Source organism: Acinetobacter sp. BIGb0102, from assembly GCF_003815055.1.
Lineage (GTDB): Bacteria > Pseudomonadota > Gammaproteobacteria > Pseudomonadales > Moraxellaceae > Acinetobacter > Acinetobacter vivianii.
Genome location: NZ_RKQE01000003.1, coordinates 25848 through 40347, shown reverse-complemented (window position 1 = coordinate 40347; position 14500 = coordinate 25848). Strand labels below are relative to the sequence as shown.

At 41.6% G+C, this 14500-nt stretch carries 14 protein-coding genes; 5 read left to right on the top strand and 9 right to left on the bottom strand.

The annotated features are described in order from the left end of the window. Positions 1–141: 141 nt before the first annotated feature. From EC846_RS01645 to glnK, 5 genes are all read right to left on the bottom strand, one after another. The gene (locus EC846_RS01645; RefSeq protein WP_004773949.1) at positions 142–1434 is read right to left on the bottom strand and encodes a DNA adenine methylase; all 1293 of its coding nucleotides are present in this window, start codon (positions 1432–1434) and stop codon (positions 142–144) included. Continuing rightward, positions 1431–2531: a bifunctional diaminohydroxyphosphoribosylaminopyrimidine deaminase/5-amino-6-(5-phosphoribosylamino)uracil reductase RibD gene (gene ribD, locus EC846_RS01640; protein ID WP_123773879.1), complete on the bottom strand. Its 1101-nt coding sequence runs from the start codon at positions 2529–2531 to the stop codon at positions 1431–1433. The genes EC846_RS01645 and ribD overlap by 4 nt, the downstream gene beginning before the upstream one ends. Positions 2532–2543: 12 nt before the next feature. Then, on the bottom strand, positions 2544–3008 hold the full coding sequence (nrdR, locus tag EC846_RS01635) for a transcriptional regulator NrdR (RefSeq protein WP_004773947.1): 465 nt from the start codon (positions 3006–3008) through the stop codon (positions 2544–2546). Between the two features lie 124 nt (positions 3009–3132). Then, positions 3133–4542 (bottom strand): ammonium transporter, encoded by a 1410-nt coding sequence (locus EC846_RS01630; RefSeq protein WP_123773878.1) that lies wholly within the window; start codon positions 4540–4542, stop codon positions 3133–3135. Between the two features lie 67 nt (positions 4543–4609). Further along, positions 4610–4948, bottom strand: coding sequence for a P-II family nitrogen regulator (gene glnK / locus EC846_RS01625; protein ID WP_004656379.1), 339 nt, complete (start codon positions 4946–4948; stop codon positions 4610–4612). Between the two features lie 275 nt (positions 4949–5223). Between glnK and EC846_RS01620 the strand changes: the two genes are divergently transcribed. The 3 genes from EC846_RS01620 (at position 5224) to EC846_RS01610 (ending at position 8124) form a co-directional block, all read left to right on the top strand. Beyond that, positions 5224–5451: an accessory factor UbiK family protein gene (locus EC846_RS01620; protein ID WP_004773944.1), complete on the top strand. Its 228-nt coding sequence runs from the start codon at positions 5224–5226 to the stop codon at positions 5449–5451. A 69-nt stretch (positions 5452–5520) separates the two neighbouring features. Beyond that, positions 5521–7008, top strand: a complete 1488-nt coding sequence (locus EC846_RS01615; RefSeq protein WP_123773909.1) for a YifB family Mg chelatase-like AAA ATPase — start codon at positions 5521–5523, stop codon at positions 7006–7008. A 351-nt stretch (positions 7009–7359) separates the two neighbouring features. Continuing rightward, positions 7360–8124 carry a sulfite exporter TauE/SafE family protein gene (locus EC846_RS01610; RefSeq protein WP_123773877.1) on the top strand — a complete coding sequence of 255 codons (765 nt, stop codon included), beginning with the start codon at positions 7360–7362 and terminating at the stop codon, positions 8122–8124. 105 nt (positions 8125–8229) lie between these two features. Here EC846_RS01610 and EC846_RS01605 read toward each other — a convergent pair whose 3' ends face one another. After that, on the bottom strand, positions 8230–9006 hold the full coding sequence (locus tag EC846_RS01605) for a TorF family putative porin (protein WP_123773876.1): 777 nt from the start codon (positions 9004–9006) through the stop codon (positions 8230–8232). Positions 9007–9745: 739 nt separating this feature from the next. On the opposite strand from EC846_RS01605, the gene EC846_RS01600 reads away from it, so the two are divergent. Next, entirely contained in the window at positions 9746–11038 is a 1293-nt protein-coding gene (locus tag EC846_RS01600; protein WP_123773875.1) for an OprD family outer membrane porin, read from the top strand. 100 nt (positions 11039–11138) lie between these two features. Here the strand turns inward: EC846_RS01600 and ppa are convergent, their stop codons facing one another. Continuing rightward, positions 11139–11666: an inorganic diphosphatase gene (gene ppa / locus EC846_RS01595; RefSeq protein ID WP_004656389.1), complete on the bottom strand. Its 528-nt coding sequence runs from the start codon at positions 11664–11666 to the stop codon at positions 11139–11141. Between the two features lie 114 nt (positions 11667–11780). Then, on the bottom strand, positions 11781–12179 hold the full coding sequence (locus EC846_RS01590; RefSeq protein WP_004773934.1) for an MAPEG family protein: 399 nt from the start codon (positions 12177–12179) through the stop codon (positions 11781–11783). 150 nt (positions 12180–12329) lie between these two features. Here EC846_RS01590 and EC846_RS01585 point away from each other — a divergent pair, with 150 nt between their 5' ends. Continuing rightward, complete coding sequence (locus EC846_RS01585) at positions 12330–12722, top strand: hypothetical protein (RefSeq protein ID WP_123773874.1); 393 nt, start codon at positions 12330–12332, stop codon at positions 12720–12722. A 66-nt stretch (positions 12723–12788) separates the two neighbouring features. On the opposite strand, the gene EC846_RS01580 is transcribed toward EC846_RS01585, so the two are convergent. Next, positions 12789–14468: an AMP-binding protein gene (locus EC846_RS01580; RefSeq protein WP_123773873.1), complete on the bottom strand. Its 1680-nt coding sequence runs from the start codon at positions 14466–14468 to the stop codon at positions 12789–12791. Between the last annotated feature and the right edge of the window lie 32 nt (positions 14469–14500).

The following is a 14500-nucleotide window of genomic DNA, read 5'->3' as shown; positions in this document are numbered from 1 at the left end:
CCATAGAAATGACTAAAAAATGCAAGATATTTACTATAAAAACAGACACTTATTACATAAACCGATTTTATTTATCTAATTATCCGATTTAACAAAGAAACTGAATACAAAAACACCACTTTTTAAAAGTGGTGTTCTGTTTTACCAAAGTGCCAGTTGGGTACTATTCCCTGTAGTATCGACCCCGCCCAATTCAGCGAAGTGATACAACTGCCCTAACAACTGCCGTAACGGCGGCCCAGACTTGGCATGCGTATCGGTAATCACGATAAATTCCAGTACTCGTGCCCGCTCGGACTGACGCTGTTTACTCACCCGATAACGCGGTACATCTTGGGTCAATAAAGTGACTTTACCGCGCTTTAAATTGGCGGTCAGTAAGTCTTTGGGCTCGATATTTCCATCGGTCGAGTAGCTGGTCAGAATGTAACGTGCATTGATGGTTTCCAATAACTTTTCATAGGCCTCTTTGGCATATTTAGAAGAGTTATAAGGACTTGGACGTTCTTTACGCCAAGCACGATCAATACCGCTTTTAAAACCTTTGGTATCAGGTGAAGGTAAATCGACTTGATCCCATAAAGTCAACGCATTGAGAACGTGATAATTACTGCTATAAGCATGTTGATTATAAGGTGGATCCAGATAAGCCACATCCACTTCAAAACCACTCATCTGATTGGCAAGATGCTGGGCATCGACACACCACATTTCTGCCGCAGGACGTTTAGGATCACCGATCTCACAGAAACGGCTTGGTGTCAGCCATAACAATGACTCGATCCTCTCCAGTGCCGTTTGGGTACGTCCGCCCCAACCCTGATGGAAACTTTTGAAAACGCCACTGGTATTACTGACAAAACTTGCTGAATATAGTAACGGTGCCAATAAAGCACTCATTTCTACATCATTAATTGCACCCTGTGCCTGCCAAGTTGCAATCTGCTGACGAATCGCATCAATACGCATGCCGTTACGGCGTTTGAAAAATAGGCGGTCACGTGCAGGATCATACACATCATCATTGCGCGGACATAGATTATGTGTGACCCAGCCTTTGACTTCAGGCAGACGGTTCAGATAATCAATGGCTTTTTGATAGCCACCCAATTCTTTAAATGCAGGTGCATCAACACAAGCCAAAATCGCATGATTCAGCGCATGACTATACGGTTCCCAGTCATTGGCAATCACACGATAGCCATTTTGACGGGCTAAACGTGAAACCACCCCACTGCCTGCAAAAAAATCCGCAAAAATCGGTGGATTCTTTTTCTTGCTATTCAGCGTTCCAGTAATCTCAAGCGCTTCTAAAATCAAATGTAGAAGTCGACGCTTATTCCCAAGATAAGGAACTAACTGATGAAAAAGATATTCGTCAGTCGTACGGGCCGCATGACGACGTTTGTGATAAACCGATGGTTCTGGATTCATATCAACTCTTGGATAGGGAGCAATCTCAGGCGAATGTCTTGCCCAAGTTGGGTTACATCGACCAACTCAAATCGTCGTTGTTCTGCCATTTTACTAAATTCAGCATTGACCATAGCGCGGGCAGATTGACCAAGTAAAGTTGGTGCAACATAACTAATCATTTCATCAACCAAACCTTGCTGTAAAAAGGCGGTGGATAAAGTTGCACCTGCCTCAACCAATACATCATAAATTTGATACTGTTGAGATAAGGTCTGCAATAATTGATTTAAAGGTTGCGGCGTCAATTGTATCACGCCTAAATCAGCAAGTTCTTGACGAAATGGTGTCATCACCATCACTGTTTCAGGATTTTGTAACATCTTGGCTGACAATGGCAGTTGCCCTTGGCGATCTAACACGATTCGTTTCGGCTGTACCACCGTTGAAACATCAACATCAGTCAAAACACGAACATTTAACTCGCAATCATCTGCCAGCACCGTTTGAATACCTGTGATCACAGCGCCTGATATTGCACGCCAATGCTGGACATCCTTACGCGCCTCAGTCCCGGTAATCCATTTGGACTCACCCGAGGCCATAGCAGTACGCCCATCAAGACTCGAGGCCACTTTTAAACGGACATAAGGCAAACCGGTCGACATAGCTTTTAAAAAGCCAAAGTTAAGCGTTTTTGCCTCATCAACACAAATACCCGTTTCAACTTCAATGCCTGCATTCTGCAAGATCTGAACGCCCTTGCCAGCCACTAACGGATTGGGATCCGAGCATGCAACCACAACTTTTTTGACCTGTGATTTCACCAATGCTTCGGCGCAGGGCGGCGTTCGACCATAATGGGCACACGGTTCCAATGTCACATAAGCGGTTGCGTCTTTGGCATGGTCACCCGCCTGACGCATGGCAAATACCTCTGCATGGGGCTGACCTGCTTTGGGGTGATAGCCTTCCCCGATCAGTTGTCCATCTTTGACAATGACACAACCCACATTGGGATTTGGTTTCGTCGAATATTGTCCAAGTCGCGCCAGTTCAATGGCACGTTGCATCCAGTACTGCTGTTCGGATAAATGATCTTGGGTTAACTCAGACATGATTTCTCTAATTTAGTTGTCATTTTCGCGTTGTTGCATTTGTTCAATTTGATGACGAAAAGCATCGACATCCTGAAAATCCTGATACACCGAAGCAAATCGTACATATGCTACATGATCGAGCGCAAAAAGCGCCTGCATAACGATTTCACCAATCGTTCTGGACTTCACATCTCGTTCACCCAAACGGCGAATATGCGACTGGATATCGCTGAGTACGGTTTCAATCTGTTCTTGGGTTACAGGACGTTTCTGTAAAGCATGCATCAATGAGCGACGTAATTTTGCTTCATCAAATGGCTCATTTTTACCATCCGATTTGATAACACGTGGCATTACCACATCATAACTTTCAAATGTTGTAAAACGCTCACCACAAATGACACACTCACGACGACGACGAATCTGGCACCCTTCGGCAGCCAAACGGGAGTCGATAACTTTACTATCAGCAGCGTTACAAAATGGACAATGCATAGTTGCGCGATTATTTAATCTCTTTGCCTAAGTGTAGCAAAGTTTCTTCAATTGCAGAACCAGCACCCTACAGGCATAAAAAAACAGCCTCATGAGGCTGTTTTTAAATCACATCTTGTCTGTGTTATTCAATACGTTCGCCATGTTGACTCAAGTCAAGACCCATACGCTCATCATCAGCGCTAACACGGATCCCAATCACCAAATCAATCACTTTAAGAATAATGAAGGTCACGATTGCACTGTAAGCCATGGTTGCCAATACACCCTCGATTTGCACCCACAATTGGCCTGCAAAAGTTGGTGCGAGTGCAACGTTCGCTGCTTTGATGATTTCATCGCTATAGAAGATGCCCGTAAGAATCGCACCAACAATACCACCCACCGCATGTAGACCGAATGCATCCAAGGCATCATCCGCTTTAAGCAGGCGTTTCAATGCTGTAATTCCCCAGAAACACACTACACCACCGATAAGACCCATAATCAATGCGCCACCTACACCAACGAAACCAGCAGCAGGTGTAATCACAACCAAACCAGCAACTGCACCTGATGCACCACCTAGTACGGAAGCTTTACCACGAATCACACGTTCAACAATCAGCCAAGAGAATGCAGCAGCCGCGGCAGCAACTTGTGTTACCAAAATCGCCATACCTGCACGTGCACCAGCGCCTAAAGCACTACCACCGTTAAAGCCAAACCAGCCTACCCAAATCAAGCTTGCACCAATGACGGTTAAGGTCAGGTTATGTGGCGCCATAGACTCACGGCCTAGACCAGTACGTTTGCCTAACATATAGGCTGCAACCAGACCCGCAACACCCGCATTGATATGGACAACAGTACCACCCGCGAAATCTAACGCACCTGCTTTAAATAACCAGCCATCTGCTGCCCAAACCCAGTGTGTAATCGGCGCATAAACTAGGATCACCCAAACTGCGATAAAGGCCATAAATGCAGAATACTTCATACGGTCAGCGATTGAACCACTGATAATTGCAACCGTAATGATAGCAAAGGTCATTTGGAAAATAACGAATAGACTTTCAGGAATGGTGCCTGTCAAGGCATCGAAGGCAACGCCATTCAGCATGGCTTTAGCAAGGTCACCAACATAAGCACCTGAACCAGAGAACGCCAGAGAGTAACCCACTGTCACCCAGATCAAACTTACAAGAATTGCCGCTGAAAGGCTGAACATCATGGTACTCAGTACGTTTTTCTTACGAACCATACCACCATAGAATAAAGCTAAGCCCGGAATCGTCATCAACAGCACCAACGCAGTTGAAACAAGAACCCATGCTGTATCACCTGTATCGATCGTTGCTTCCGCAGCAGGTGCTGGTGTTGCTTCCACAGGAGCTGGCGCTTCTGCTGCAACAATTTCTGTTGAGGCAGTTGTAGTGTCAACTGCTACAGCGTGTTCAGTAACAGGCGTTGAAGCAGCATCTTCTGCCCAAACCACCGCTGAACCACCTAAGAGTGCGCCAGATAGACTGAGCGCCATAAGCATTTTTTTCATTCGTGTCCCCCAACCTGATTTCGCGAGCTATTGCTATATTTAATAGCTCAGCAAAGTTTGTGCCAACTTAGACAGCATCTGGCCCAGTCTCGCCCGTACGGATACGGATCACTTGCTCTAAATTGGTCACAAAAATTTTGCCATCACCAATTTTGCCTGTGCTTGCGACACGAGTAATCGACTCAATGACGGCATCAACCATTTCATCGCTAATTGCAATTTCAATCTTTACTTTTGGTAAGAAATCAACCACATACTCAGCACCACGGTACAATTCTGTGTGACCTTTTTGACGTCCGAAACCTTTGACTTCAGTTACGGTAATCCCTTGAACACCAATCTCAGAAAGTGCTTCACGCACATCATCCAATTTGAATGGTTTTACAATTGCAGTTACAAGCTTCATGTTTGTTTTCCTTCGGCTTATTTTCACCAGTAAGGTTTTATGTTCAATTTTCATGCCAATATTTAAAGGTTGGGGGTTTTTAAATATCGGACATAAGCTTTCTTTATAACCTATTTAGCCTTGAAGATGTAGATAGTCCATCGAAAATAAGTATCATTTGCTCCTGTTTCACTGGATTTATAAGTCACTCCTCGTTCTGGCCTTAACTGTGCTAGAGGATTGACACAAGCAGTGATACACTGAACAGCAAATATACATAACTTATTGAGTACTTTATGATTGAAACTCTTTTACAAGCAATTTTGCAGCAAGTTGACCAGCCGAAAAAAGATTTAGAAAAAAATCTGCGTGCTTTATTAAACGAGAGTATCGAAAAACTGGATTTAGTTTCAAAACAAGAACTTGACCGCCAAAGAACAGCACTCGAGTTAGCCAACCAACGTTTGACTGAACTTCAGCAACAAATGAAAACACTTGAGGAAGTGATTCAGAACAAAAAATAAGCACCAACTTGGTGCATTTCGCACCTCAGAATGATTAAAAATAAAGCACCACAATGGAACAATAACAAGATGTCTTTTGCCAAGATATATACGAGAGGGCTATTGGGGTTACATGCTCCTCAGATTGAAGTTGAAGTCCACATTAGTTCAGGCCTTCCTTCTTTAACAATTGTTGGCTTAGCTGAAGCCGCTGTCCGTGAAAGTAAAGATCGTGTGCGTTCTGCCATCATCAATAGCGGTTTTCAGTTTCCAACCAAACGCTTAACCATCAATTTAGCACCAGCCGATTTACCCAAAGATGGTTCTCGACTGGACTTACCGATTGCCTTGGGGATTCTGATTGCTTCTGGACAATTACCAGAACACAGTACAGAAGGCTTTGAATTTATAGGAGAACTGGCGCTTGATGGACACTTACGTCCTGTTTCAGGGGCATTAACCATCGCAATGGCCTGCCAACAAGCCAAACATCGCCTTCTATTGCCCACTGAAAATCTGGATGAAGCCAGCCAGCTTCCCGATTTTGCAGTCTATGCAGCGCAGCATTTACAAGAAGTTTGTGCACATTTTTCGGGCAATGCCCAGCTAGCAGTTGCACCACAACGACCAAACGCAGCCGCATCTGCCTATCAATTTGATCTTGCCGATGTCAAAGGTCAATTACGTCCACGCCGAGCGCTAGAAATTGCCGCTGCGGGCGGACATTCTTTATTATTTAAAGGCCCACCCGGCACAGGTAAAACCTTATTGGCTTCTCGCCTGCCTTCGATTTTACCGCCGCTCAATGCGCAGGAAAATCTAGAAGTCGCCAGTATTTATTCGGTGGCCAACGCACCGCACAGTTTTGGCCAGCGTCCCTTTAGAGCACCACACCATACAGCTTCAGCAATTGCGTTAGTTGGTGGCGGCTCTCAACCCAAGCCTGGTGAAATCACTTTGGCTCATTTAGGCGTTCTCTTTCTGGATGAATTGCCAGAATTTGATCGCAAGGTACTGGAAGTATTACGTCAACCTTTGGAATCCAAACAGATAGTGATTTCTCGTGCTGCACGGCAAATGACCTTTCCTGCAAATTTCCAGTTTATTGCCGCAATGAACCCTTGCCCATGTGGTTATGCCTTTAATCAGGACAGCCGTTGCCAATGTTCCCCTGAAAGTATTCAACGCTACCAAAATCGTATCTCAGGCCCATTGCTGGATCGTATTGATTTACATATTGATGTCCCGCCGTTACAGGCTCAGGAACTACAAGATCGTACGCCAACCGAGAATTCTGCCAGCGTGCGGCAACGTGTGATCACTGCCTACGAAAAACAGATCCAAAGACAGCAGTGCTTAAATCAGGCTTTATCACCGAAATTACTGGAACAACATGCTCTGCTAGATGACAGTTCGACAAAAATTATTGAGATGGCCCAGCAACGTCTCAACTTGTCTGCACGTGCCTACCATCGTGTATTGCGTGTTGCACGCACGATTGCCGATTTAGCAGAAAGTGATCTGATCTCAACTAGTCATTTAACCGAAGCACTATCCTATCGCGGCAACCAAACCTAAAATTTTTATCGAGATTTTTCAACAAAAGAATCCGTCGTAGTACGGATTCTTTTATTAACCAAGATTTGAAAAAAGTATATAAAAATAATGTCTTAACTGTATTTATCGAACATGCAATTTAAAGGTGGGCACAATTCAATTGAGTTTCATAAGGCAACAAGTTATGTTGAAAACAGACCCCGTTCATTTGTGTTTATACAGTTTTTGATTTCAAAAATAGAAGAATGCTCATTTTTATGGGCAAAAAAATAAACGATATAAGCTGAATTCATCATGAATAAGCTGGATAAATATTCCGAACAAATGACCTAACACTTTCAGCCGAATCAACTTTCCCAAAGGTTGGCGATTATGACCTATGACACCGCACTACTCATGTTAGGATTTTTTGCGTTCTGTGGTGGCCTGATTGATGCCGCAGTAGGTGGTGGCGGTTTAGTTCAAATACCTGCGCTATTACATGCTTTGCCACAGCACAGTATTACCACTGTTTTAGGTACCAATAAATTAGCCGTGTGGGCAGGTACCGTTTCCTCTATTTTTAGATATGTGAATAAAATTAAATTTGTCTGGAAGTTACTCATCCCGACCATGCTTTCAGCATTCATGTTTGCCTTTATTGGTGCCATGACAGTTGCGCATATTCCCAAGCAATTCATGTCCTATCTTGTTTTCTTTTTACTCATCTTGATGGCGATTTATACCTTTCTCAAGAAGGACTTAGGCGCACATAGCACCTATGTCAAATGTGGGTATAAAGAAATTGTTCTGGGGATCTTTTTTGGCGGTTTAATTGGATTCTATGATGGTGTGTTTGGGCCGGGTAGCGGAAGCTTTCTACTATTCTTATTTGTAAAAGTATTTGGCTTTGATTTTCTCAACGCATCTGCATCAGCCAAAATTGTGAATATTGGTACTTTTAGCTCTGCACTTTTATTCTTTATCCCTACAGGTCATGTGCTGTGGGAAATTGGCTTAATGATCGCCGTCTGTAATGTTATGGGTGCTTTAGTCGGCGTATTTCTGGCACTACGATATGGTAGTCAGTTTATCCGGATATTTTTTCTGTTCCTTTTAGTCTTTCTGATTATCAGAATGGGATTATCTATATTCTAAATTCATCGCAAGTCATGATTAGATTTGAACGACTTCCCTCAAGCGAATATCTTTCAATATAAAAAAGCCAGCAATAGAGCTGGCTTTTTGTTTATCCAACCAAGCTTAGAATGCTTTGGTCAAGGTAAATACTGCACCTGTTTCAGTGCCACGCTTTAACGGCTGTACATTGGCGTCAATATTGGTTCCTACTGCTGCGAGTTCAGCAGTTAAACCAGATACTGATTTCACGCTATACGTCACACCAACTTTCCAGTCGACATAATTATCATCAAGACCATCTGTTGCATCACTGTTAAAGTCATAGTTATCCACTTTGGTATAACCGACACTTGCTACACCACCAAAGCCAGTATCAGCAAATGGAATATTATAAGTTGCGTTCACATACCAACCATTTTCATCAGCACCACCAAAATCATTGGTGTAGTTCAAACTACCTAATAGGCTATCACCAGATGCCAATACATTTTTAAAACCGAGTTTTGCGTAAAGTTCTAACCAGTTTAGGTCAGATGCACTTGGATAACCGTAGTACCATAAACCGACATCTAAAGTTGGCTTACCTGCAAATGGTAACTCAGTCGCATAGCCCACATAAGGATCTAGCTCAAGATGAGGATCAGCCCCACCAAAGTTAACGTTTGAACCCCATACCCCAGCATAAAGACCTGATGAATGTGTTAATGCAAAACCACCTTGTACCGCAGGATCAGATTGAGTTTGTGTGATACCACGATAACGATAATCAGTCGTTAACGCAGCCGTTCCTGAAAAACTCAGGCCGTATTGAGATAATGTATTTGTTTCTTCTGCCATCGCAAAAGTTGAAGTCGCTGCACAAATACTCAACGCGATTGCTTTACATGCAAATTTCATCATCTTGATCTCCCCCATGATGGATATTCGACTGATTTAAATTTTAAATTGCATCGCAAAGTAAATAGCAATTGCTGTGCCAACTTCAGCTAAACCATATTTCATCGTGGTCTTAATGAGTAAATTCGTCTTACTCAAATTTTTAATGATTCTGAACTAAGGCCGATCGAGCATCCTTATATTTTTTTGAGCGATTTAGACGCACCAACCTATTCAAGATTATTTTTCGCACAAAAAAGAGGCATTTTGTCAGGATTGAGAAAGTGCAAAATGCTTTCAAATTAAGCTTAAATCAGCAGAAAACAGAAATGTTCCATAAAAGTGCACGGCAAAAAAACTTAAAATGCGCTTAAAAAATATTCTTTTTAGGACAATCCCTTTCGTCATTCGTCGGGATGTTCTTTTGGCAGTAAACAATTGAACACTTTTCACACAAAGAAAAAATAAATATTTAAAATAAAAGAAAAAATACCTCAATAAATCACATAGTTTTATTCGAATAAAACAAAAAACAACCTGTTTACTTTACATCCAAAATAAACAACATTATGACTAATAATCAAACACTTGAACTTAAAATGTATACTTTTTAAACGAGAAACAAATCATAAAATTTTATAAGTATTTTATTTAAAAATAATTAAAAAATTTTAATAAAAATCTATCTTTTTTATGCATAACTTATACAATTGATCAAAATTTCGGTTTTATCCCAAATTTATTATTTCTAATGAGGCGAGCTATGCCAAAGGCAAAGAAACTTACTTTAGCGGTTTTGATTAATGCCGCGTTAATTACCTCAACATATGCAAGCGAACAAAGCGAAGCAAAAGGACTTGTTGAAGATGCCAAAGGGGATATTTTATTCCGTACTGGTTATTTAAATCGTGACAAAAAGAATGGTGTCGAAGACACTAGCTCATATGCTCAGACGGCAATGGTGAAACTGGAAACTGGTTTCACTCAAGGTTTAGTTGGCTTTGGCGCTGGTGTAATCGGCGATGGCTCTTTTAAATTAGGCTCAAACAATAATGCTGGTAACGGCATGATCCCACGCGAACGCCTAAATGGTGTAGATGGTAAAGGTGACACATATGATCACTGGGCACGTGGCGGCGGTTTTGTAAAAGCACGTATTTCGAATACGACTGTAACCTATGGTACACAAGTTCTCGATATTCCTGTTTTAGCAAGTAACACAGCGCGTTTAGTACCTGAATATTTTGAAGGTGTATTGGCAACTAGCCGTGAAATTGATGGCTTAGAGTTAACTGCCGGTAAATTCACTAAAGATCAGTACTCTGACCAAATCAATACTGATGGGCGCAAACTTGATCGTGCTGTTGTTTGGGGCGCAAAATACAAATTTGATGACAACTTAAATGCGGCGTACTTTGGCTTGGATAGCAAAGATAAGCTAGATCGTCATTATATCAATGTGAACTATAAGCAGCCGTTAGATAAAGACAGTGGTTTGACATATGACTTAAGTGCTTACCACACTAAATGGGATGAAAAGGCAAGTACGTATTCAAGTACAACTGACGACCTGTCTAATCGTAAAAATACCATTTGGGCGCTTTCTACGACTTATAACACTGGTCCACATAGCGTGATGTTGGCTTACCAACAAAATAATGGTAATACAGGTTATGATTACGGCGAGAACGCTGATGGTGCTCAAAGTATCTATTTGCCAAACTCTTACCTATCTGACTTTATTGGTAACAGCGAAAAATCTGCACAGTTGCAATATAACGTCGACTTTAGTGGCTATGGCGTACCAGGCTTAAGTTGGACCACCGCCTATGTCTATGGTTGGGATATCAAAGTCAAGAATTTGACTGATAATGCACATGAACGTGAATTCTTTAACCAAGTGAAATACACGGTTCAATCTGGTTTTGCCAAAGATGCGAGCTTACGTTTACGTCACTCGTATTACCGTGCAAGTGATGAATATCAAACAAATGCCTACATTGGCGATACCAACGAATGGCGTATCTGGCTTGATATTCCTGTGAAATTATTCTAATTCACAGCTAATCAAGCAATAAAAAAACTCCATTCAAATGAATGGAGTTTTTTTATGACCAGATTTTAAATTTTTTAAAATCTGGTCGAGCATCTCAAAGTTACTTTTTAGCAGCTTCGATTGCTTTAAGTACTTCAGCTTTCGCAACGTCAGCACCTTCCCAACCACTGATTTTTACCCATTTACCAGGCTCTAAATCTTTATAGTGTGCAAAGAAGTGCTCAACTTGGCTGATCAATAATGGCGGAAGATCCGTATATTCTTGAACATCTTTATAAAGTGGAGATAATTTTTCGTGTGGAACAGCGATTAGTTTCGCATCAATACCACCATCATCTTCCATTTTTAATTTGCCCACTGGACGGCAACGAATCACAGAACCAGCAGCAACAGGATGTGGAGTTACAACAAGTACGTCTAATGGATCACCATCTTCAGATAATGTATTTGGAACATAGCCGTAGTTTGCTGGGTAGAACATTGCTGTACCCATGAAACGGTCTACAAATAACGCATCTGAATCTTTGTCGATTTCGTATTTGATTGGGGCTGCATTTGCAGGAATTTCGATAATGACATAGATGTCATTTGGTGCGTCTTTACCCGCAGGAATATTGCTATAACTCATATCAACACTCGTTTATATTGTGAAGTAGATGTAAATCGGACAGATTATAACGTGAATACAGCGAAAATGATGCTAGATATGTAGCGAGCTGGCGAATTTTATAGCCAGCTGTCATCAGGTCATTTTAACCGTAATCACGAACAGTAAAATTGGACAAAGTAGAGAGAAAAACCAGATGATAGAACGTAACGTGGCGAGATTAGCCAGATAGCAGATGCCGTAAATGACGCGAAATACGATATAAGCCCAGCCCAAAGTCAAAATGAAATACTCTGGCACCACCATATACTCTGCCATCAACATTGCAGCAATAAACAAAGGTAAGCTCTCAAAACTGTTTTGTTGCACAGCATTTGCCCGTGCAGATAGTCCTGTTGTTTTGGCTAAAAAGTCACGAGGATTCTGATTATCTTTTGCTTGAAAACCACCTTTTGATTTTGCAATCAAGGTAAATACATAAGGCAACAAACATGCGACTATAATAATCAATATAATGCCGCTAATACCTTGCATGCTGACATCCATCATTTGAAGTTCTTCTGATCATGCTATCATAACTTATAATTTATTGAACTTTCATGTGTGCTTGTTCAACAAGCGTTTCTTTTACACACATTGTTTGTGTAAAAGTTGTGTTTTTTCATACTGTTTTAAGGTCAACCTATGCCGCAACCAGATCAAAAAGAAATGTTTGAGGTGCTTGCTCAACAACGCCAGCATCAACTTTTAGTTGATCGAGTACTTAAAGTTGTACTCCCGATCATGGCATTTCTACTCAGTGTGATTTGTGCAAATCTAAACTGGCAATCGACACTTGGTACTTTTGTGATTCTGACAGTGGCCTTTTATGCAGTCGGTATTTATCGCCTGACACTCTGGCACTGGCTGACCGTCATTGTGCTTTATGCAGTTGCCGATAATTATTTTAGTTTTAATGGAATTGATCCGATCCGATTACGTTTCCAGCTCGCGACCATGGTCGTTTTTGTGGGCATCGTTGGTATTGGCCGACCTTATATTGATCGCTGGTTGATGAAATCAAAAGGTTCAAAATGAACCCAATAAAAAACGCCGCTATTGCGGCGTTTTTTTATGCTTCCTTATTTGAGAAGCCTAAAAACTTTAAGCTGGTTTACGTAAATCTTTACGTAAGATCTTACCCACGTTTGATTTCGGTAATTCTTCCATAAACTCAACATAACGTGGGCACTTGTAGCCAGTTAAGTTTTGTTTTGCGTAAGCAATAACTTCTTCTGTGGTTAAAGAAGGGTCTTTTTTCACGATGAATAACTTCGGTACTTCACCTGATTTTTCATCTGGAACACCAATCGCAGCCACTTCCAATACTTTTGGATGTTTCGCAATGACTTCTTCAATTTCACTTGGGTAAACGTTAAAGCCTGACACCAAGATCATGTCTTTCTTACGGTCAACGATCTTCACATAACCACGTGAATCCATCACACCGATATCACCAGTACGGAAGAAATTGTCAGCCGTCATTACTTTTGCAGTTTCGTCTGGACGGTTCCAATACCCTTTCATGACTTGTGGACCACGGATCGAAATCTCACCTTGTTCACCCAGCGCAACTTCTTTACCGTCATCATCCAGAATCGCAACTTCAGTTAATGGCAATGGAATACCAATCGTGCCGCTGAATTCAGTTGTAGCAGGAGGATTCGCAGTTGCAACAGGTGAAGTTTCAGATAAACCATAACCTTCGATAATGGTGGTACCTGTAATTTTCTTCCATGCTGCTGCTGTTGATGGCAACACCGCCATACCACCGCCCATTGCCATCTTAAGATTGCTATGGTCAAGCTGTTTGAATTCTTCGTTATTCACCAACGCATTAAATAAAGTATTTACTGCTGGGAAGAATGAAGGTTGATATTTACGTAATTCACCCACTACCGCAGGCAAGTCACGTGGATTTGGAATCAGGATATTGGCCTGACCTTTATACATGCCGTAAAGTGCACATACCATGAATGCAAAGATGTGATATAGCGGTAATGCACATACGATACGATCACCTTTAGCACTATCAGAACCACCAAACTTACTTGAGAAAATCGCTTCACACTGGAGTAAGTTTGCAACAAGATTACGATGCGTTAATTCAGCACCTTTAGAAACACCTGTTGTACCACCCGTATATTGCAATACAGCGGTATCGCTTAAGGTCAAGCTTGGACGTTTATAATTGCTTGGATTGGCTTTGTTTAATGCCACATTGAATTTAGTATGGCCTGGAATATTCCACGCTGGAATTTGCTTACGTACTTTACGTAAAACGAAATTCACAATAGTACCTTTCAACGTACCTAACATATCACCCACAGAAGCCACCACAACATGCTTCACAGGTGTTTTACCAATAATGTTCTGATAAACATTGGCAAAGTTTTCAATAATCACTAAGACTTCAGCACCAGAGTCATTCAACTGATGCTCAAGTTCACGTGCTGTATATAATGGATTGACGTTTACAAGTACCAGACCTGCACGAAAAGTCCCTAACGCAACAACTGGATATTGGAAAACGTTCGGCATCATCACCGCAACGCGCGAGCCTTTTGCTAAACCTAAAGTTTGTAAATAAGCTGCAAATTTACGGCTAGCGACTTCTAATTCATTAAACGTTAAAACTTTATCCATAAAGATAAAGGCATCACGTGAACCAAATTTTTGGAAATTGCGTTCAAAAATATCAACAAGTGAGGTGTTTTCAGCAGGCAGTTCAACTGTTTCTGGAATTCCTGTTTTTTGGTATTCAGCAAACCAAATCTTTTCCATAATGCCCTAATCTCCGAGTGGTAATCCTTAAA